We start from the raw sequence: 20,104 nt of genomic DNA, 5'->3' as shown, positions 1-20,104 counted from the left end.
TGGGGCAGCGTCGACATCATGAGCTGCGTGGAGCAAGGATACCGGCCGAGCACGCTTCGAACCGTTACCGCAAGCCCCTTCAGTTGCTCCTTCCAGTCCCCCTCGGCACGGTACTCCTCCAGAATCTTTTTCGATACCTGGTTGGCCAGACGTTGGTAGAGATTTTGTTTGCTCTTGAAGTGCCAGTACAGCGAGGGAGCCTGAATCCCCAGCCGTCCGGCCAATCGTCTCATGCTGAACTTCTCGATGCCATCCTCTCCAAGAAGCTCCCACGAAGCTTCCAAAATCTTATCCTCCGAAATCTGAGGCTGTTGTTTTTTCATCGATACCCGCCCTTTTACCTAACAGTGTAAGTTTATGCTTTACAGGTTTATAAAGTTTATGATATCATCTAACACTGTAAGGCTCAACCTAACACTGTTAGATTAGCAATTAAAATTATATTACGAAAGTGGTGATCCACATGGATGCAGAAAACCTCCATTACTTTGAAAAGGCCCCCGTCGCAAAAGCTGTAGCTCACTTCGCTGTACCGATGATGCTAGGCACGTCAATGAGTGTCATTTATTCCATTTTGAACGCCTATTTCCTTGGTACACTTCACAATACCGCCATGCTAACCGCACTCGCGCTAACCCTGCCGTTATTCGCGATCATTATGGCGCTAGGCAACTTGGTTGGTATCGGCGGCGGTACATTCATTTCCCGTTTGCTGGGAGAGAAAAAATATGATGATGTAAAGCACGTGTCTTCATTCGCTTTTTACAGCAGCTTAGGTCTCGGTCTGATCGTCATTGCCGTCGGCCTCCCATTGATCGATCCTATCGTTCATGGCCTGGGGGCCACACCTGACTCCTTCGGATTTACGAAGGAATATGTCACGATTATGCTTATGGGTTCGCCATTCGTCGTATTATTCTTCACGCTGGAGAATATCGTGCGCTCGGAGGGTGCGGCCATCACGTCGATGATCGGTATGATGCTCAGTGTTGTCGTCAATATTATTCTCGATGCGATAGTCATCTTTGTCTTCCATTGGGGCGTGATCGGAGTTGCGTCCGCTACGGTCATTTCCAACTTGGTTGCGAGTGCCTTCTACGCCTTCCATATGGGAACTAAGAGCCAATTCTTAACCGTCTCCGTGAAATGGTTCAAGGCCACCAAGGACATTCTGGGCAATGTATTCAAAATCGGAGTTCCCGTCTTTATTATGAGTATCTTTTTGGGGGCGATGTCGCTCATCTTTAACCATTTTCTTATTGAATATGGGGATCCGGCCGTAGCGGCTTACGGAATTTCATCACGTTTGTTGCAATTTCCCGAGTTTATTCTGATGGGGTTATGCGAGGGAGTCGTGCCGCTCATCGCCTTCTCATTTACAGCAAATAAATTACGCATGAAGCATACCATTGGATTTACGATCAAAGTGATTGTAGCATTAGCAGTTGTGTTCGGCGTCATCGTCTATCTGATTTCCGATCACTTGATTGGTTTATTTACGCATGACCCGCAATTAATCGAAATGGGCAGCTACATTCTGCATGTGACGTTCTTATCCTTGTTCATTACAGGAATGACCACGTTGTTCACGGGGATTTTCCAAGCCACAGCGCAGGGAACCGCCGCGTTTACGATGTCGGTTATTCAAGGAGTTACTCTGATTCCTGTATTGTTTATCGCCAATCAGATGAACGGCTTCCACGGGGTAGTCTGGTCACTCGTCATTGCGGATGCCGTCGCGTTCCTGGTTGGTGTCATCATGCTATATGTTCTGCGAAACAAATTGCAGCCGGATTTGGAGAGTTTAGTTCAGTAAGAAAAGAAATCTATCCTACGCAAGAGGACAGGATCCGAGGCTTTCTGATCCTGTCCTTTTTACGTATTCTTCACCCAAGTTTTTGGGTTTTCCTGTATGATGAGGCTATGAAAAAAATATTATCTTTCATGGATTGGGGAGTATTCGCCCTTCGTTCGTACCATTATATTTTGCTGTTGTCCCGGGTTCTGGCAGGAAGTGAGTTTTCGACCCGAATGTTAATTAACGTGACCTGGCTGAGCATAGCCCTTGTTGCCCCTTTGCTGTTCTGGTTTCCCGGGCGCCGGATGAACAAAGTCTGGTTTTGCCTACTGGAGCTGTTGCTTGGTGGTTCTTATTATGTGCATTCTGTCATGGATCCGGCTCTGACTTCAAAAGCGGACTACTTGCTGCCGAGTCTTACAATGGGATACTTATTAACGAAGCCAACCCTATGGATCATTCCCTTACTCGCTGTCATTCCATTTTTCTTTCAGTCCTACTTAAGAATATCTTGGGGGCAAACCCTAAGTATCGGAACAGACAACCTGCTGTTCTGCTTCATCGGGATGTGGGCAAGCTTCGTCGCCAATGCGTATGAGCAGAAGAATAAACTGGCAGCCGAAGTGGAGCGTCAAAATAAGCTCTTAACCCACTACTCGGCCGAGATCGAGAAAATGACTCTGCTTGAAGAGCGCAACCGCATGTCCAAGGAGCTTCATGATACACTGGGGCATTCCTTTATCTCGCTCATTCTGAGCCTGGATGCTTCGATTGCCCTTGTGGATAGCAAGCCCGCCGAGGCCAAAGACCGATTAATTCGCTTACGGGCACTGGCTGAGCAAAATCTGAACGAAATGAGAAGCATCGTACACGAGATGGGAGAAGAAGAGGAGTCCAGTCTGATCCGACAGGTTGAATCCCTTGCGGTCCGTCTTCGGGAGCACACGGGTACGGCCCTGACTTTGAGTCTGCCGGAGACGGAGCTGCCCATACGTTTTGAAGTACGGCAAGCGGTTCTACGGGTCATTCAGGAGTCTTTTACAAATGCACTAAAACACGGAAAAGCATCTCAACTGCATTTGGAGCTTGGGTATTCCGAGATCCATCTTCATTTATCCGTCCGAAATAACGGTATACCGATCGACAACCTAAATGTTGGCTTCGGCTTGACCACGATGAAACATCGGGTTGAGCGGTTGGGAGGCTGCCTACGCCTATCATCCAGGGAGGGAACTCCGGCAGAAACCGAAGTCAGATGCGAAATCCCGCTGAAAGGAATGATCCCGCATGGAGAAGATTAAAGTGCTGATTGCTGATGATCAAGAATTAATTCTCGAGAGCTTACATATCGTGCTGTCCATGGAAGAGGATTTGGACATTGTCGGTTTAGCCAAGAACGGAGAAGAAGCCATAAAAGGCTGCGAGGAGTTCAAGCCGGATATGGTGTTGATGGATGTCAACATGCCCGTCATGGACGGCGTCGCCGCAACGGCCCTGATTAAAGAGCGAATGCCGGCAACCAAAATCATCATGCTGACCTCCTATAAGGAAGTGGAATATGTGTTAGCGGCGTTAAGCCATGGCGCGGAAGGTTATCTTCTCAAAGCCATTCATCCCAGAGACCTGGCGGCAGGCATACGTGTGGTTCAAGCGGGAGGGACTTTAATTACACAGGAAATGGCGAGTAAAATGATCAAGGACATGAACAATCTCCCCCCTGTGAAAAATAATGAATTTGGGCTCTCAGCCCGTGAAATAGAAGTGTTGCATAAGCTGGCTTCAGGCCTGCGCAATCAAGAAATTGCCGAGGTGTTGTATCTTAGTGAAGGAACGGTTAAAAATTATATCTCGACGATTTATTCGAAGCTTCATGTGAAAGGACGGCGGGAGGCCGCCCGTAAAGCCCGAGATTCGGGAATTTTGGATCATTGAAAAGCCGCTTTTTTGAATATAGGCATAGAATAAATTATGACCAAAGCGCACTGTCTCTTTATGACTTTTTCGGCCTATACTCAGAGCATCAAACTACAAAAGAGGCGATGAAAGGCATGAAGAAAAAAAGGGCTGAAAATAAAGATCTGCTGCATAATGGCAAAAAGTTGAGCGCTTGGAGTTTATTTTGGGGCTTTCCCATCGTTTGGATGATTGCGGGAGCTATCGGCATTATTCTCATAGATACGTTATTCCGGCAGTTGACAGCGCAATTCGATGGGATCGTTTCCCTTATTTTTACTCTAATAACGGGGTTTCTTGCCATCTTGGTTTATAAGCTCACGCTGACATACCTGGCCCGGCAATCCACTCCGGAGATATCTGGAAAGCGCGCAGGGATTGAAACGGTTCTGGGCGTACTAATCGGGACCCTTTTTATCACGGGATCCGCTTTTATTATTATGGCTCTGGGAGGGTACTCCTTTCAGTGGGCAGGTTCCACGGATACGAGTTTTGTTCTGATTTCCTCCATTGAAGCAGCTTTAGGAGCAGCCGTTATCGAGGAACTCATCTTTCGGGGACTTATGTTGCAAGCCATCGATAAATTAGGGGGAAAAACACTCGCACTTGCCGTGACCTCACTATTCTTTGGAGTCGCCCATCTTGGAAATACAGGGGCAACCTTATGGAGCGCGCTCGCCATAGCCCTGGAAGCAGGGGTTTTGCTCGGAGCCGCTTTCTTGTGGCGGCGGAACTTGTGGTTTACCATGGGATTGCATTTTGCTTGGAATGCCGTTGAAGGCTTGCTTGGCATTCCTGTTTCCGGACACGCCGCTAACGGTCTATTTACTGTAAAGGTCAACGGTGCCGCACTTCTCACGGGGGGCGACTTTGGACTTGAAGGCTCTATAGTTCCGGTCGTAGTCAGTCTTCTGATCTCTATTCCTATGCTAATAACTTTCTATGCCCATTTTGACAATGGAAGGAAGAGAATGCGGGATTAAAGGCGGAGTTGGAGAAAAAGAAATAGGAAGAACGTCTGACGGCGTCCTTTAGTGCCTCTGACTTCTCCTTTGGAGCGATTGGAGGCTCTTCTACTCCCCTTAGCATTTTTCAAATCCTTCTAATACGATTTTGCCGAGCATCTTGCCGGCCGGCTGCGTCTCGACCTGCTATCGTGAGTGTAGAATCATCAGGTTTCTTAGCCATGTGCGACCGCCAATCCCCCTTATTAGAAACGTTTGGCAACTTCCTTCGCATGGGCAATTGCTTTTTCTTTAATAGCTGGAGCCTTCTCCAAGGATGCCGTTCCTTCAACAAAAATAGACTCGACAGATGGAATCCCATAGAATTGTAAAACCTTGGTAAGATAGCTGTACCCCATTTCAATTGGAGCAAGAGGGCCTTCCGAATAAACGGAACCGCTCGCTTGAATGTGTAAGGCTTTCTTGCCGGATAACAGACCTATCGGGCCGTTTTTGGTATATTTGAACGTCTTGCCCGGAATTGAAGTCGCATCCGTGTATGCCTTCAAAACCGGCGGGATCGAAAAATTCCACATGGGGGAAACATACACGTACTTATCGGCAGCTACGTATTGATCAACAATCGCCTCAAGACGAGCTACTTTTGATTTCTCGGCATCAGACAGTTGCTCGAAAGACGAACCCGTTCGAAGCTTTCCCCAACCCCGTAAAACATCGGCATCAAATTGTGGAATATCCTCCTTGTACATATCCAAATGAATAACTTCATCCGTTGGATTTGCCTCACGGTATGCTTCAATAAATTCTTTGCCCACCGCAAGGCTAAAAGATTCCTCAGGATCAAGGGGATGCGCGGTGATGTACAGTACAGTTGCCATCATCAAAACTTCCTTTCTGTAATTAAATGAAATACAATTTCTAGGTTGATCATATAATATATACTTACTAATGGTAAGTAGGCACAAAAATGTGGTATAGTATTACTTATAGTAATCGTCGTATGCGTAATCCCTGCCGGAGTGGGAATCTCCCCTTTTTTCATATAATCCGCGCCCCCAATATTTTCTTAGTGCAATCGAATCTTATCGCCTTCTTGCAGCGGAGCACCGCTCTCAACAATGATCGGTTGATGCTCCATTAAACCGTCTACTGCCGATTGATTTTCATTCGAATCTATGATCGTAATGTAGGTTTTTTTAACAAGAAAGCTGTTGCCTAGCGGTCCGTTTCTTTCCTCAACGCCAAATACGTACGATTTGTCTCCTTCTTTGTGGATAGCTTCATTCGGTACTAGGATCAAATCATTCACCGTTTTGATCAACTGGGTCTCTGCCGACTCTCCGCCCTTTAGCTCCTTATTCTCAATAGCAATAACCAGTTGCTTCATAGGGGTTGTGTAAGCAGGTGTGTTTCCACCGTTTTCTGGTTCACTAAGCGGTTGTTCGGTATCTTTAATATCCTCAATGCTCCCCTCGACTTGTCTGGCATTACTGCCTCCTAATCGAACATTCAATCTTGCTCCTTTTTCCAGATTATCAATTAATGTCGCTGGAGCCGTAAACTCAAACTCAAAGCCGAGTTTCGAATTCGCGATAATGACATCGGAATCTTCCCCTTTTGACTCAAGCCCCTCCACTGCATTAACCTTCGTAATGATCCCGTCAAAAGGTGCAATCAATGTGCTGTTTTCTTGCAAATCCTCCTGCAATCTCTGAACTTTCCGTCTTTGGACATCGATATCTATTTGGGTCCTCTTCATATCGTTGTTAGCTTTTACGATTGTTTTCTCATCGCCGCTTATCGAAGCTTCCTTATAACTATTTTGCTGCTCCTTTAGCGTAAGCATTAACTGGCTCAATTGCGTCTGCTCATCCTCTATTTGACGCTGGAGCGTCCGTTGGTTGTAAACAACAAGTATCGCTCCTTTCTTAACCGTTTTGCCTTCCTTGGCATGGACCTTCTCAACTTTGCCTCCCGCAGCGCCCGATAAAGCTGATGTTTCTCGCCACTTCACAATGCCCATACCTTGAAAAGTGTGATTTAACTCCCCTCTTTCCGGTGTTGTAACTACAACCTTAGGGAGCGTTAACGCCTTTAGAGTATTGCTAAACAATGTCAATGCAACGAGTAGCAACACAAATAAGCCAAAGAAGATGCGAATCCTCCGTTTGCGTCCAGATATCGTTTTACTAGCAAGTTGCACTTCCATTCATATCCCCCCGCAATAGACTAACCTTTAACTCCTGATAGCTGAATGCCCTGTACAAAATAAGACTCAGCGTACAAATACAAAAGCACCATCGGAGTCATATATAAGACTGATGCAGCAAAGGCGACGCCACGTGCATCTTTATTAATGTGTGACAAATACAGCGACAGCGGTTGTTTAAATGCATCCTCAAGAAAAATAAGCGGCTGCTCGACCATATTCCAATTATCAACGAATAGTAGAACGACGAGCGCAGCCATACCGGGCTGAACAAGCGGGACAATAATTTGATAAAAAATTCTCAAATGCCCTGCGCCATCTATTTTGGCCGCTTCGATATAAGAATTAGGAATATGCATCACGAACTGCCTGAGCATAAATACACCGAAAGCACTGAATATACCCGGCAATATAATGGCTGAAGTTGTATTTATAAGCCCCAGCTTATCGGCAATGATATAATTGGGCACGAGTGTCACCTGAAATGGCATAAGCATCGTTAAAACATATAGAAAGAACAGCTTGTCTCGTCCCGGAAACCTCAGCTTTGCAAACGCATAGGCAGCTAATGACGCAACCAGCACTTGCAAAACAATAATAGGTACGACCATAAACACAGAATTCCAAAACATTTGGAGAAACACAGGTTTGTGAACCAGTACCTCCGCATATTGACGGAAAGATACCCAATCAGGAAGCAGCTTTATATTAATGAATCCATCCTTTTCCCCTGCTTCAATATTGATCAATTGGCCAATGAGATGATAGTTATATTCGATTTCGGCCTCCGTCATGAATGAGTTGGTGACAGTGATCACAATCGGTAACAGCATCAGTAAAGCCAGCACACCCATAACTATCGATAGAGTAAGCTTTTGAATGAAAGTCAATTTTCCAACCACCTTGCCTATTCCATGGAATCCCTAAAACGACGTTCGACAGCTAACATCATCATTACAAAAATAAGAATGCAGACTACCATTAACACGGCAGCAGCCGTCAGCTTCTGAACATCCAGAGAAAGAAACATGTTGTTCATATAATGTTGCAACATATAAATACGGTCATGTGGATAATCGCCTGCAATCAGGTATGTTTCGCGAAACACTTTGAATGAATTAATAATAGACATCAGAAAAACAAAAACCATCGTCGGAGTCAAATAAACAAGTGTAATATGGAACCATTTATGAAATCTGCCCGCTCCTTCGATATCTGCCGTTTCATAGTAGTCTTTGGGAATGCTCTGTAGCCCCGCTAGAAATAATATGATGTTGTAGCCAATATTTTTCCACGTATAGACGATGGCCAGCACACCAATGGACCACTCCGATTTCATCCAATCGATCCGCTCAACATTGAAGTTCTGCAACCATGCATTTAAGGTGCCATTCCAGTCAAATACAATTTGCCAGATCATAACGATTGATGCCACGGGTACGACAAGCGGCAATACAAAAGCAGTTTGCAGCCAATTCCGAAGAAACAACTTTTTGTTCAACAACTGAGCAAGCAACAATGACACCAAGATCATCAGGGGCACGCTCACGCTTGTGAACAGAAACGTATTCGTCGCTGCCTTGCGGAAGGAAGAACTTGCAAGCAATGTATTGTAATTATCAAATCCAACAAATGAACCATCGATCGTACTATCCTGAAACGAATAGAGAAATCCCATGCCGAACGGAACGAGATAAAAGATTGAAAAACCGATCAGGCTTGGTGCCAGAAACAGAGCTGCAACGGTCCAGTCTTGACGCAGCTTGCCCCTCATATTTCTCCGGAATAGATTGCCTTTCACCTTGTACCTCCTTCACCGTTTCGAAAAAGAGAGAATGAACCCTGCGCCAACTATTCAGGGCTCATCCCTAACTTCGTTCCAAAGCTTCACTCCATGCCGCTGCTCCTTATTCATTCAAATAGGTCGTTATCCGGTTCTGTATGAGCTCAGCGGTGGCTTCGGCAGATTTCTGACCCGTGAAGAATGCTTTCCCTTCCTCTGCGATGATCTTTGAAAACATGTTGTGTTCGTCATCGTATCCATAATTTCTTAAACGAGCCTCAGATACCATTTCCTTAAATGGTTGAAGATTCTCTTCGCTTGCTTCAATGACCTTACCGGCCTTAGGATCATTAATCCCTTTCTTCACTACATCTTTAATAGCTTCATCATTGACCGCCTTATTTATAGAAATATAAGATCGCTGCGGGAAGGACTGCATCTCTTCCGACATTAAGAACTTCATGAAATTCCACGCTTCCCCCTTGACCGTAGAATTTTCATTCATCGCTAGCTCTCTGGTCACGCTAAAGGATACACCTGATTGTTGGTCGGCTGAATGCGGCTTCTGATAGATTTTTGCGTTATCATAATATAAACTGAGACGGACAAGATAATCCGAAGGGGAGATGATTCTAGAATATAAGAAATTGGTTTTTTGCGAGCCACCAATGACTTCCGACGTAATAATATTGTCGTCATACAATGATTTCACTTGCTTAAGCAAATCTATGAATAACGCGGAGTCAAAAGATGCGGTCCGCCCATTGACCAATTTGGCATAATTGTCGGATACAAGGTTATTTAACAGCTGTTCCGGAGGCCAATTGTCCATGGAGACGGCATGCTCTCCCTTATTAGCCAACTCTTTGCTTATTTCTGCAAAATCGCTCCATGTCCACTTCTTATCATCGATGGTGACGCCAGCATTCTCGATATTTGCGGCATCCCCAAACAAAACTTCTAAGCCAAACTCTAAAGGAAGGGTATAGATACCGTCATTCATTCGGGAATTTTCAATAATATTCATTTCGTACAGGCTGGGATCAAAAGCTTTATCCCTCTTAATTAGCTCTTCTAAATTAACAAAAGCCTTTTTGTTAACATACTTCTCAATGGGCAGGGGAATAACCGAAACAGCATATAAATCCGCTCCCTTACCTGATAAAACCTCCGTAGTGATCTGTTTTACATATCTTTCCACTTCTGCTGGGTTCATCGTTGCCCCCTCAGTAGGAAACTCCTTGAACTGAATCGTCGTATTCGGATGCTGGGCTTCGTATTTCTGCTTCGCTTGAAGGAAGAAATCGTCCGCTGCAAGCAGAGATACAACAACGGTTTTCTTGCCGTCCTTCGTTTCATCAACCGGCATTCCTTCTTCTTTGTCTTGATGGTTACTGCTGGCTCTGCCTGTCGTCTGCGCTCCCCTTTCATTGCCTTCATTGCCGCCAGTAGGGGTACTGCAAGCAGAGACAATGACCATGATAAACGTGAATAGGATGAACATAGCTTTTTTCATTGTTTTTCTTCCTTCCCATCATCGATCTCTCCGCGATTATCCCGTGGAGTTACTCCATTAAGTGTAGTACGGGGATATATAAGGAGTTAGATAGACTTGTAATGAAGTTGTAAATACAAAAAAAGAACCGTCAGAGGTAAATGGTTCCCTGACAGTTCTTTGTTTGTGCAGCTAAAACCGTAGGTGTGGTCTTGCAGCACTGGTTAGGCGGGTAGGTCCGCTTAGAGTCTAGAATAGTAACTAAGCAGAGCCATGACATCCTTACTGAAACCGACAATTTCATTTCGTTTCAAATCGACTGTGACAACATATTTTAACTTATCCCCGTCCTTGCTCATGTAATAAAATTCCACAACACCGCCCGAGCGCGTAATGTCCTCTTTCAGCGTTAATTCGGACAATGGATAGCTCCCTTTATCCCGAATAAATTCTGTTGCGAGAGTGGTAAATTTTTTTATAAAATATTTTAACAATAGATCTTCTTCCATTGTAGGCCTGGCATCATCCTGTATCGTTTCTCGCCTTCTGACAGCTCTAATGACATCGCCGTCCTTCGCATTCAGCACGATTAGATAGCCTTCATTAGGATCGGTCGATTTGGTCAGAGTCGTATAGTACACGCCGCTAGAATACGAAGCAAAATCAATTTGATCGTTCACCTTTAGTTCTGGAACCGTTGCCGGTATATGGACGAGGCTCTTTTCCGCCTCATTAAGCATAACTTTAAACTTATTCTGATCAATGACCGCCAACTCGAATTGAAGCTCGTCCTTCGTCAAATTTTCATCGAAGTACTTATTTACAGCATTTAGACTAAGTGTCTTCACCGCATCCTGGGACAGAACGCCCTCATATTCCTCCTCAGCATTATCATTCTCTCTGATTTTTTTAACCATGACGGTATCTTTGGGGATTGTATTGAAAACACTCTGGCACCCTGTCGCAAGGATCATGAACGCCACACAAATGATAACTAAAATAAGCTTGTTCATTCCTTTATCCCTCCTTTCGGATGGGTAAGTGCGAATACGACTTCTATGGTAGTGCCTTGGTTTTCATTGCTGTTTACCCGGATGACGGCATTGTGGACACTCGCGACACTTTGACATAACGCAAGACCGAGACCTGCCCCTTTACCTTTTCTTGTCCTGGATTTATCCACCATGTAAAAAGGTTCAAAAATTTTATCCTGATGTTCCTTAGCGATCCCAATGCCCTGATCCATCACTGCAAGCACACAATAGTCATCGTGCCATATGACACGCAGCATAATAGTCTGCTGTTCATCCGAAGCTTTGAGTGCGTTGTCCACCAGATTAAAGATCAGAACTTTAATCAAATCCCTCTCCAATCTCAGTTTGCCCGATTCGCACTCCGTGACGATTGTCACCTGCTTTTCTTTGGCCATCATGTCCAACGCAGGCTTGATTTCATCTATAACCGCTCCCAAATCGTGCAGCTCCATTTCGAAGTTATCCTCTTGCAACACGATCAAGTTCATCAGCTTCATCGACAACATCTGTAATCGCTTGCCTTCTGAATAAATCACATTGAGACCGTCCAGAAACGTTTCCTCATCATATTTGGTTGTTCTCATAAAATTCGCATAAGCGATAATTGAAGTCAGCGGTGTATTTAATTCATGTGTAAAATTATTGATAAACCGCTGTTTTTCTTGATTGTTCCGCTCAAGTTCAGTGATGGTGTCCTCCACAACAGCGGCCATATTGTTAAAATTGTAAGCCAGCATCCCGATTTCGTCCTTTGATTTTAACTGGACGCGTTCGGAGAAATTCCCCTGTGCAATGACCTGAGCAGATCGACCCAGCCGCTCAATCGATCTCGTCAGTCCTCGGCTTACAAAAAACATGATCAACATATAGAGGAAACAAGCCACCACATCCACTTGCACAAAGAACTGATACTGATCTACACGGTCCTGATATAAAGAGGTGACATCTATCATATAGGTAAATAGATAGCTTGTACGGTTAACATCCACCATATTTGACGTGAACAGGATCGTTCGCTCATCGATATCCCTTAAAATATATTTGATTTCATCCGTGCCCAGCTTGCCCAGTTCCTCACGTTGTGTCGGCATTTGGAAATCCGTATTACTGAAGACCACCCGATTCTTCCGATCCCTGATATCCAAATAAGCACGCTGTTCATTATTTGTACCAACAAATTCATTAGCGATTCTCGTTAATACTGTTTTCTCGTAATCAATAGAATCATAGATGCGAAGGATCGGGACAATCGCGTTGACACTGGATTGAATACTCATATTTTGGCTTAACGCACTATTGATCTCCTGCTCAAGCATTCTATTGTGGCTGCGCTCGATAACCATAATGGAGGCTGCGTTAAAGATAATGACGAAGACCAGAATCGAGAAGACATAAATTTTTTGCCAAAATTTCATCCCCTCAATCCTCCAGCCGATACCCGAGTTTATAAATGGTCTTGATGTGATCTTGCAACTCTAGTTTTTTGCGCAGTGATTTAATATGCATATCGACCGTTCTTGTTTCGCCATAATATTCGGCGCCCCATACTTTATCGATGAACTGCTCTCTTGATAAGGCGATGTTCTTGTTTTTCAGCAGAACGACAAGCAGATCATATTCTTTTGGAGTTAGCTCTACAACTTCCCCCTTTTTGGTTACTTCCCGTTTGTCCAGATCGACGAGAAGGGTTTGGAATGCCATCACCTGTTCTTCTTTGTCGTATCTTCGCAGTACCGTTTCTATGCGGGCCAGCAGCTCAATCGCTTCGAAAGGCTTGACCATGTAATCATCAGCCCCCAGCTTCAACCCGTCCACTTTATCATAAACCGAGTTTTTCGCCGTCAAAAAAATAACCGGAATATTGTACGGCTTAATTCGTTTCATAAGTTCAAAACCGTCCAGTTTCGGAATCATGACATCCAACAAAATGAGATCGAACTTTTCCTGTTGCACTAGCTCAAGCGCAGCTTCGCCATCGTAAACCGCCATCGTTTCGTAGCTCACAATATTGAGATTCATTTTAATAATTTTGGATATATGAACGTCGTCTTCAACAATCAAAATCTTTTTGCTCATCCTCTGAATCCCCTAACACAAATAATAGTCACTATGCTCAAGAGAATTGCCAGAAACCCGCTACTGGGTGTTGTATCTCAGTCGTCCCCATTTTGGCGAAAATATATAGTGATCCAAAACCAAAAGGATAATTGTAATCCTCTTGAATCAACGTTTCCGGGTAACCCTCTTCATCTACTTGAAATAAAAAGGAAAGTGACTCTTCCTTCAGCTTCGTAAAATAATAGTCTTCATTTTGAATAAGTCTCGGGTTGCCGCCTACTTTGATCAAAAAGGACTGGTCCATCGATTTTTCGTCACTGCTTAACTCACCGTCTGAAATCGTGTGTTTTATAAGACCCGGGTTAGTAAACAGTGCTTTGACGCTTTCCATTGAAACGGGATGTTCCATCACCTTGATCGAGCAATTTGGATAAATGTTATTCTCCAAATACTCTTCATAGTCTTCAGGAATGAAGATCGAAATCATGCTCTCCGGTTTAAAGGGATGGACGAGGCACAAGTAAAAAACATATTTGTGATTCCCTTCGTGGATGAGGTCTGATTGATCGTCAAAGAATGCGGGTGCATTCCCGCCGATCCAGCCTGCACCCTGTTCTTTCGATAGTACAGATTCGGCATAGTAAAGAATACTCTCTTTTCTCTGGGCCAAAATATGCATTGGATTGTCCATAGTCATTTTACAACTCTCCCTCAAGAAAAATGCGATTTGCGCCGGAGTTTAGCCTATCGTCCCCCGTTAGTTCAACAAAACAAATCAACGCTAAATTGCGAATAATCCTCTTCCTATTAAATTTGCAGTGACAGGCTTCTTCCCCATTTCACGTGACCATACTGATAATTGACCGATGTGGTGAATCTCGTGAGCGATAACGTGCCGCAATACTTCGCCATATTTATGAGCTTCTTGTTCCCCTTCATCCGTGATATCAATCATAATCAGGTCCTCCAGGCTGTCATTCCAATCATAGATAAACGGTGTAACTTCCGTGTGGCAACGGTCGGAGAAGTCTTTGATTTGTTGCACGCTGGCCAACTCCTCGAAAGGAGGGATGTTAATGTCTTTCCCCTGAATTCCCCCGCATATCCAGCCATACTCGACTGCCACAATGTGATACAAAGTGGGTAAAATGTATCCGATCCCGCCCGTGCGCCTTTTCATTAATTCCTCCTCGCTCACCGTATCACACCAAGCAAACCAATCCTTGCGAACTTGCCAATTATATTCGAACAGTTTCAACATATCGCAACCTCCTTCACCGATGTCCGCCCCCCGATCGAGCAGATATGGGAGTGTCTTCAGGTATTAGCGACCGTACTGCGAGGCAAAAAAGCGATCAATCATTTTTTTCGTTTCGCTTGGAAGTCTCAACTGAACGGCCTTTCCGTCTTCATCAAAGGTAAAATGCCCTTGAAACGCTTCCGGCATATCATGATACTGTTTCTCGACTTGTTGGAGTACTTTTTCAAAACAGGGATAACCGAATTTTTTAATGAGGAGAGGCAGCCCGAAGGCAGACCTTAAAAACTCATATTCTTGGTAGTTATAGGGGGTAGACTCCGGCCTTTTTACCAAAATCTTAAGAAAATGATCCATGACCTTGTCGATCTCTTCTTCTGAGGCATAATGTGCCAATCCGTGGATTGCGAGCAGCCTCATGTCCAAGTATCGTTCCTTTTTATAGGCTTTCTGAAAAAAATCTTTCAGTTCCAATTCCTTGCACCGGATTAGACCGTACAGAATTTGGTTTCGTAGTGCGATATTCTTCAATTTAAAATACAACTGCTCTATCAAAGCTGCTTCGTCTGTTGTTAGAAACTCATAGGCTACATTACTTATTGCGCTGATAAACTTAGCGTCATTTTCACGAAGGGGGGCAGTCGTTAGGTACTTCATGGATTCCTTGTGGAGCTGTTGATTCAAAGACATAGCGCCATAACTCCTTTGATCATATATATTTCCATTAGAAGATTGTTTTTCCTGAATCCACCTACATTTTACCTGATTTCTTTCTTGAAAAGATACCCTTAGCAGCCGAGATTCCGCCCTACTCCGCTATCCGCAAAATCGCTAAGGAGTCGCCATATAAGCATGAAAAAACACATCCTAAATTGGGATATGGACCAAAAGGATGTGTTTTTCTGCCTTCGTATAAGGTTTGAACAAGTACTAAATTAAGAAGCTTTTGCGGCCACAGCTTTTTGAATTAAAGCCTTTGCTTCGTTATTAGAAAGACCTTGTTTAGGTTGAAGCAAATTTTTCTCCGCTGCACTAAGAATACCTTTGTCAATCAATTTTGCCATGGATTCAACCGCATAGGTAGAAACAGTTTCGCCATCTTCAAAACCTGCAAGGATCGTAGCCGCATTTTTATCAGAAGCTGAATGGTTCAACAGTTTGGCAAGAATCGTAGCCGCTTCTTCACGAGTGATATCACGATCCGGATTGAAGTTACCGCCGTAGCCTTGAATGTATCCGGCATGAGTAGCTTCAGCGATTGCATCCGCATATGCAGCGTCAGCAGCAACATCCTTGAATGTAGGCGCTGTAGCTACTTCGTTTAGTTTCAACATGTCTACCAGAGCACTTACAAATTCAGCACGAGAAATGACTTCTGTTGTTACTGGTGTTTCTGTTTGCTCTGTAGATGCAGCTAGGTTCGTGATACGTCCTTCCGTTTTAGCCTCAATCTTACCGCCTTTAAATGTATCTACAATGTACTGGTAGAATACATCCAGATCGATCGGGCCTGCCAAGGATGATTTAGCATCCACTAGCACTTTATAGTTATCTCCACCTGCGGCCATAAAGTTGTTAACTACAGCCGTATAGGTTTTTGCAGGGTCAATGGGTGTGCCATCTTCAAGACTAAGACTAGTAACACGTTCTGCAACTGGCTTATTGAAATCCGCCGTATATTTCAAGCCGGAGATTTGTAGTGTTTTTGTGTTTGGCGTACCGTCGGCATTGGTTCCCCATTGTTGCTCCAACAAAGTTTGAACTTGCTCACCAGTCAGCTCTAGTTTCACTAAAGTATTGCCAAAAGGTTGGATTTTAGCAAGATCAGCAAAGGTCACATCGCCTTGTGGCAGATCCGCACGAATGCCGCCCGGATTCATAAAGGCAAAGTCAGCAGCGCTTGCTTTATCACCAAAGTCCGCTTGACGCATGGCATCTGCAATGAGGTTTCCTAGAGGCGCTTCGTTATTATAAGCATCTGTACGAGTGACAGAACCATCTGTTGTACCTACCGGCTTCGTCAGCTCAGGATGTTTGTCTAATGATTTTTTAATAATAGCTAAAGATTCAGGGTCTTCTTTTACACCCTCTTGGAAAGTCGTTGTCACGGTAGCTGATTTTTCGGTTACATCCCCAGTCGTAGGGTCAATCATCAACTTAATATCTTCAAATGCCGTACCATAAGAATAGGCTTGAACGATCAATTTTCCATTCACTTCACCGTTAGCTAAGGCGTGATTGTCACCTGCCACGATAACGTCCACAGGGGAATCTGCCGGCAAAGCTTTTGCTAAATCAGCCGCTTCTCCCGTTGTTACGCCTTCTTTGGTAGTTGCCGGATCATGCGCCAAGACGATGATCGTCTCTACACCTTGACCTTGCAATTCTTTTGCATATTTATTAACGGCCTCAACTTCTTCTTCTGCGCTTAAGAAACGCACGCCCGCTGTACCGGATGGCGATACTTTAGCAGGTGTAGCTTTCGTCACTAATCCGATAAATCCGATTTTGACGCCGCCCACTTCTTTAATAACATAGGGCTTAAGCAAGGTTTTGCCCGTGGAGGTTTCAATGACGTTGGCATTGACATAATCAAATTTTGCACCGGCATGAGTTACCTTGCCCTCTTTGGGATCAAGGCCACCAAAGATTTGTGCTTTTAATGCCGCGATCCCTTGGTCGAATTCATGATTGCCTAAAGAAGCTACATCAAAGCCCATCATATTCATCCATTCCATCGTAGGCTCATCACGATCCAGAGATGAGACTGGAGCAGACGCGCCAACAGAGTCTCCATTATGGAAGAGTAGGGAGTGATCATATTTGGCTTGAGCTTCTTTCAGATAGGTTGCTAGAATTGGAGCCGTTCCTACCTTTTTATCACTAACCATCGAGGTGGTATCTAACTGACCGTGCAGGTCATTGATCCCGATCAAGTGTACTTCTACATCTTGGCTTGCAGCCGAGACAGAACCTACTGCGCCTAATAGCTGGGAAAGTAATAGTGCAGCAGCAGCCACACGAACGGTGCTTTTACCCACATTCTTTTTCCATGACATAAATTATAAAACCCCTCTCCAATTTCTACTTCTGACATACTCTAACATGATTAAATTCAGAAACATCGTAGACTGTATGAAATCTATGTAAAAAAAGTTGAAAAAATGAATGGAGCCGTCTTTATTTATTGGCCAAGATCCCAAAGAAAACGCATACAATTCTAAAGTAAAATTCATGGTACCATATGTTGGAACAATATACCAGATCCTTTAGGTTCAAATTTTACTCATGCTTTCCTCTCAGATATCATGGCGATTACGGAGTATTGAATCGTTTTGCAACGGCCCCCCTTTTCTGTGTAAGATAATAGGGAGGGCTTCGAATAGATGCTTTTCTCATGGCAGGGAAAGTTAGTACGAGGTGAATGAACATTGCCGACGATTATGGTAGTGGATGACGACGCCTTTGTCCGCGAACTGGCAGGGCTGTTATTAAGAGACGAAGGTATGGACGTCGTAGAGAAAATGGATGGTCTCGAAGCCTGGGATTATTACTTGCATCATTCCGTCGATTTAGTCATTTTGGATATTATGATGCCCGGCATGGACGGTTGGGAACTGTGCAGAAAGCTGCGGGAGGCCGGGGACAAGCCGATGCTGATGGTCACGGCCAAAAAGGAGTCGCTGGACAAAGTCAAGGGCTTTCGATTGGGGACGGACGATTATTTGACCAAACCTTTTGATCCGATGGAGATGGTCATGCGGGTCAAGGCACTGCTCAAAAGGTATCGGATCGCTACCTCCCATATCCTGAAGCTCGGTCGAGTCATTCTCGATAAAACGAGCTACCAGGTTCACTTTTCCGATACGGGCGAGGAATGGGCTCTTCCTTTAAAAGAATTTGAGCTGCTTTACAAACTGGCCAGTTATCCCGGGCAAATTTTTACGCGCGACATGCTGATCCGCGACATCTGGGGTTACGCGTACAATGGGGATGAACGCACCGTGGACACGCATGTCAAACGTCTGCGCGACAAGTTTGAGCAGTATGCCGAAGATTTTCGCATCGTAACGATTCGCGGCATGGGCTACCGTCTGGAGGCGTATCATGATTAACTCGCTCTATGCCCGCGTCGTGTTCACGTTTCTGGGGGCCGTCATAGTCAGCCTGCTCTCGGTTTTTTTCGTTCAAAGCTATTTCTACAAAGGCCATATCGAAGCGATCGTGGAAGAGAAGATGATTGGCAATGCCCAAATGATCATTCAATTATATAAGAAATTGGCTCCGCAGGATGCGAAGGCTTTCATGGAAGTAAGCAGCTCCACGCCCTTTTATAAGATACGGTTTTATGACAGCGCGGGAACGCTGCTGAACCCGGGGAGCGCTGCTCCAGACCAGCAGAAGGATCAACCGTATCTGCAGCAAGTGCTCAAGCAAAACAAAATTTATCGCAACGGGTCCAGTGAGGATGACGAGATTACGGTTGGCCTGCCTTTTGCGCTGAACGGTTCGCCGCACGCCTTGTTGGTTACGACCCAGACCGGTTTTTTCCTCGACGAAATCGATTCCTTGATCCGGTATCAGCAGTTGTTTACTCTCGGTTTGGGAAGTATTCTGGTGTTGATCGCTGCGCGGTATTTGGTCAGGCCCCTGCGGAAGCTGACGCATGCAACGCAAAGAATGGCCAGGGGCGATTTTAACGTTGGCCTGTCTACCAAACGTCGCGACGAAATTGGACAGCTTACCCTAAGCTTTAACGCGATGGCGGCTGAATTGGAAAGGCTGGATATGCTCCGTCAGCGGTTTGTTTCCGATGTATCCCACGAAATCCAATCTCCTCTAACGTCGATCAAAGGATATACCCGTGTGCTGAAGATCAAGTCCATGGACGAGAAAACCCGTATGCGGATGCTGAATATTATCGACGAGGAGAGCGACAGGCTGTCCCGACTGTGCGACGATCTGCTGGAATTGACCAGCCTGGAGCACGAGCATGCAAAGCCCGCCCCGCAAAAGTTTCGTCTCGACGAGCAACTGCGCAAAGCTGTCATTCGCCTGGAACCGCAATGGTCTGCCCGCAATCTGGATATGCAACTTATGCTGGAGCCGATAACCATTGTGGCGGATGAAGACAAGATGAATCAGGTGTGGAACAACTTGCTTGGCAATTGCATCAAATTTACCGCCGATCATGGAAAGATAACGGTGGAGTCCTTCAAGAAAAGCGAAAGCGCGATCGTCCGAATAACGGACAATGGAATCGGCATACCTGAGGAGGAAATCAGCCAAATTTTCAAACCGTTCTACAAAGTGGATAAAGCGAGAAACCGCAATATTAGCGGCAACGGAATCGGTCTTTCCATCGTGAAGCGAATTGTCGATCTTCATCATGGAAAAATCGAAGTGTCCAGCAGATTGGGGAGCGGAACCTCCTTCTCGATCACACTTCCCCTCGAAGATACAAAGCCCGAATTGTAATCCTCCGTTCAAACTGAGGACAAATTCGGGCTTTATACTATCCTCGAAAAGCCAATTTTATATTTTTGGATCA

Annotated in this window: 19 protein-coding genes; 6 read left to right on the top strand and 13 right to left on the bottom strand. The window is 44.9% G+C overall.

Annotated elements, in window-relative coordinates:
• On the bottom strand, positions 1-323 hold a 323-nt coding region (locus tag V4U84_RS20630), incomplete at its 3' end, for a TetR/AcrR family transcriptional regulator (RefSeq protein ID WP_334077882.1).
• A gap of 140 nt (positions 324-463) precedes the next feature.
• Between V4U84_RS20630 and V4U84_RS20625 the strand changes: the two genes are divergently transcribed.
• From V4U84_RS20625 to V4U84_RS20610, 4 genes are all read left to right on the top strand, one after another.
• The gene (locus V4U84_RS20625; protein WP_334076920.1) at positions 464-1,816 is read left to right on the top strand and encodes an MATE family efflux transporter; all 1,353 of its coding nucleotides are present in this window, start codon (positions 464-466) and stop codon (positions 1,814-1,816) included.
• 107 nt (positions 1,817-1,923) lie between these two features.
• Positions 1,924-3,099, top strand: a complete 1,176-nt coding sequence (locus tag V4U84_RS20620) for a sensor histidine kinase (protein WP_334077881.1) — start codon at positions 1,924-1,926, stop codon at positions 3,097-3,099.
• Positions 3,086-3,730 (top strand): response regulator transcription factor, encoded by a 645-nt coding sequence (locus V4U84_RS20615; protein ID WP_334077880.1) that lies wholly within the window; start codon positions 3,086-3,088, stop codon positions 3,728-3,730. The genes V4U84_RS20620 and V4U84_RS20615 overlap by 14 nt, the downstream gene beginning before the upstream one ends.
• Positions 3,727-4,734, top strand: coding sequence for a CPBP family intramembrane glutamic endopeptidase (locus V4U84_RS20610; protein ID WP_334077879.1), 1,008 nt, complete (start codon positions 3,727-3,729; stop codon positions 4,732-4,734). The genes V4U84_RS20615 and V4U84_RS20610 overlap by 4 nt, the downstream gene beginning before the upstream one ends.
• Before the next feature lie 227 nt (positions 4,735-4,961).
• Here the strand turns inward: V4U84_RS20610 and V4U84_RS20605 are convergent, their stop codons facing one another.
• The 12 genes from V4U84_RS20605 to V4U84_RS20550 form a co-directional block, all read right to left on the bottom strand.
• A complete protein-coding gene (locus V4U84_RS20605; RefSeq protein ID WP_334077878.1) occupies positions 4,962-5,594 on the bottom strand; it encodes an NAD(P)H-dependent oxidoreductase in 633 nt (210 codons plus the stop codon).
• 188 nt (positions 5,595-5,782) lie between these two features.
• Entirely contained in the window at positions 5,783-6,925 is a 1,143-nt protein-coding gene (locus tag V4U84_RS20600) for an efflux RND transporter periplasmic adaptor subunit (RefSeq protein WP_334077877.1), read from the bottom strand.
• 20 nt (positions 6,926-6,945) lie between these two features.
• Positions 6,946-7,779, bottom strand: coding sequence for a carbohydrate ABC transporter permease (locus V4U84_RS20595; protein ID WP_334072738.1), 834 nt, complete (start codon positions 7,777-7,779; stop codon positions 6,946-6,948).
• Positions 7,780-7,832: 53 nt separating this feature from the next.
• Positions 7,833-8,699: a carbohydrate ABC transporter permease gene (locus V4U84_RS20590; RefSeq protein WP_334077883.1), complete on the bottom strand. Its 867-nt coding sequence runs from the start codon at positions 8,697-8,699 to the stop codon at positions 7,833-7,835.
• Between the two features lie 133 nt (positions 8,700-8,832).
• On the bottom strand, positions 8,833-10,224 hold the full coding sequence (locus V4U84_RS20585) for an ABC transporter substrate-binding protein (RefSeq protein WP_334077876.1): 1,392 nt from the start codon (positions 10,222-10,224) through the stop codon (positions 8,833-8,835).
• Positions 10,225-10,445: 221 nt separating this feature from the next.
• The gene (locus V4U84_RS20580) at positions 10,446-11,216 is read right to left on the bottom strand and encodes a hypothetical protein (protein WP_334077875.1); all 771 of its coding nucleotides are present in this window, start codon (positions 11,214-11,216) and stop codon (positions 10,446-10,448) included.
• Positions 11,213-12,652, bottom strand: coding sequence for a sensor histidine kinase (locus V4U84_RS20575; RefSeq protein ID WP_334077874.1), 1,440 nt, complete (start codon positions 12,650-12,652; stop codon positions 11,213-11,215). Before V4U84_RS20575 ends, V4U84_RS20580 begins: the two co-directional genes overlap by 4 nt.
• Positions 12,653-12,656: 4 nt before the next feature.
• On the bottom strand, positions 12,657-13,313 hold the full coding sequence (locus tag V4U84_RS20570; protein WP_213506513.1) for a response regulator transcription factor: 657 nt from the start codon (positions 13,311-13,313) through the stop codon (positions 12,657-12,659).
• A gap of 37 nt (positions 13,314-13,350) precedes the next feature.
• Positions 13,351-13,992 carry a hypothetical protein gene (locus V4U84_RS20565; RefSeq protein WP_334077873.1) on the bottom strand — a complete coding sequence of 214 codons (642 nt, stop codon included), beginning with the start codon at positions 13,990-13,992 and terminating at the stop codon, positions 13,351-13,353.
• Positions 13,993-14,076: 84 nt separating this feature from the next.
• Complete coding sequence (locus V4U84_RS20560; RefSeq protein WP_334077872.1) at positions 14,077-14,556, bottom strand: DinB family protein; 480 nt, start codon at positions 14,554-14,556, stop codon at positions 14,077-14,079.
• 63 nt (positions 14,557-14,619) lie between these two features.
• A complete protein-coding gene (locus V4U84_RS20555) occupies positions 14,620-15,243 on the bottom strand; it encodes a hypothetical protein (protein ID WP_334077871.1) in 624 nt (207 codons plus the stop codon).
• A 245-nt stretch (positions 15,244-15,488) separates the two neighbouring features.
• Complete coding sequence (locus V4U84_RS20550) at positions 15,489-17,612, bottom strand: bifunctional metallophosphatase/5'-nucleotidase (protein ID WP_334077870.1); 2,124 nt, start codon at positions 17,610-17,612, stop codon at positions 15,489-15,491.
• Positions 17,613-17,984: 372 nt separating this feature from the next.
• Between V4U84_RS20550 and V4U84_RS20545 the strand changes: the two genes are divergently transcribed.
• Both V4U84_RS20545 and V4U84_RS20540 read left to right on the top strand, forming a co-directional pair.
• Complete coding sequence (locus V4U84_RS20545; RefSeq protein WP_334077869.1) at positions 17,985-18,668, top strand: response regulator transcription factor; 684 nt, start codon at positions 17,985-17,987, stop codon at positions 18,666-18,668.
• Positions 18,661-20,031 carry a sensor histidine kinase gene (locus V4U84_RS20540; RefSeq protein WP_334077868.1) on the top strand — a complete coding sequence of 457 codons (1,371 nt, stop codon included), beginning with the start codon at positions 18,661-18,663 and terminating at the stop codon, positions 20,029-20,031. The genes V4U84_RS20545 and V4U84_RS20540 overlap by 8 nt, the downstream gene beginning before the upstream one ends.
• Positions 20,032-20,104 lie beyond the last annotated feature (73 nt).

Origin of the sequence: Paenibacillus sanfengchensis, from assembly GCF_036864765.1 — a bacterium.
GTDB classification, from domain to species: Bacteria; Bacillota; Bacilli; order Paenibacillales; family Paenibacillaceae; genus Fontibacillus; species Fontibacillus sanfengchensis.
This window is presented reverse-complemented; position numbering and strand designations above follow the sequence as displayed.

What these genes read in the sequence shown, in the direction of transcription:
- V4U84_RS20625 (WP_334076920.1), top strand. Translation starts at nt 464, where the DNA reads ATGGATGCAGAAAACCTCCATTACTTTGAAAAGGCCCCCGTCGCAAAA.
- V4U84_RS20620 (WP_334077881.1), top strand. Translation starts at nt 1,924, where the DNA reads ATGAAAAAAATATTATCTTTCATGGATTGGGGAGTATTCGCCCTTCGT.
- V4U84_RS20615 (WP_334077880.1), top strand. Translation starts at nt 3,086, where the DNA reads ATGGAGAAGATTAAAGTGCTGATTGCTGATGATCAAGAATTAATTCTC.
- V4U84_RS20605 (WP_334077878.1), bottom strand. Translation starts at nt 5,594, where the DNA reads ATGGCAACTGTACTGTACATCACCGCGCATCCCCTTGATCCTGAGGAA.
- V4U84_RS20600 (WP_334077877.1), bottom strand. Translation starts at nt 6,925, where the DNA reads ATGGAAGTGCAACTTGCTAGTAAAACGATATCTGGACGCAAACGGAGG.
- V4U84_RS20595 (WP_334072738.1), bottom strand. Translation starts at nt 7,779, where the DNA reads ATGGGTGTGCTGGCTTTACTGATGCTGTTACCGATTGTGATCACTGTC.
- V4U84_RS20590 (WP_334077883.1), bottom strand. Translation starts at nt 8,699, where the DNA reads ATGAGGGGCAAGCTGCGTCAAGACTGGACCGTTGCAGCTCTGTTTCTG.
- V4U84_RS20585 (WP_334077876.1), bottom strand. Translation starts at nt 10,224, where the DNA reads ATGAAAAAAGCTATGTTCATCCTATTCACGTTTATCATGGTCATTGTC.
- V4U84_RS20580 (WP_334077875.1), bottom strand. Translation starts at nt 11,216, where the DNA reads ATGAACAAGCTTATTTTAGTTATCATTTGTGTGGCGTTCATGATCCTT.
- V4U84_RS20575 (WP_334077874.1), bottom strand. Translation starts at nt 12,652, where the DNA reads ATGAAATTTTGGCAAAAAATTTATGTCTTCTCGATTCTGGTCTTCGTC.
- V4U84_RS20570 (WP_213506513.1), bottom strand. Translation starts at nt 13,313, where the DNA reads ATGAGCAAAAAGATTTTGATTGTTGAAGACGACGTTCATATATCCAAA.
- V4U84_RS20565 (WP_334077873.1), bottom strand. Translation starts at nt 13,992, where the DNA reads ATGACTATGGACAATCCAATGCATATTTTGGCCCAGAGAAAAGAGAGT.
- V4U84_RS20560 (WP_334077872.1), bottom strand. Translation starts at nt 14,556, where the DNA reads ATGTTGAAACTGTTCGAATATAATTGGCAAGTTCGCAAGGATTGGTTT.
- V4U84_RS20555 (WP_334077871.1), bottom strand. Translation starts at nt 15,243, where the DNA reads ATGTCTTTGAATCAACAGCTCCACAAGGAATCCATGAAGTACCTAACG.
- V4U84_RS20550 (WP_334077870.1), bottom strand. Translation starts at nt 17,612, where the DNA reads ATGTCATGGAAAAAGAATGTGGGTAAAAGCACCGTTCGTGTGGCTGCT.
- V4U84_RS20540 (WP_334077868.1), top strand. Translation starts at nt 18,661, where the DNA reads ATGATTAACTCGCTCTATGCCCGCGTCGTGTTCACGTTTCTGGGGGCC.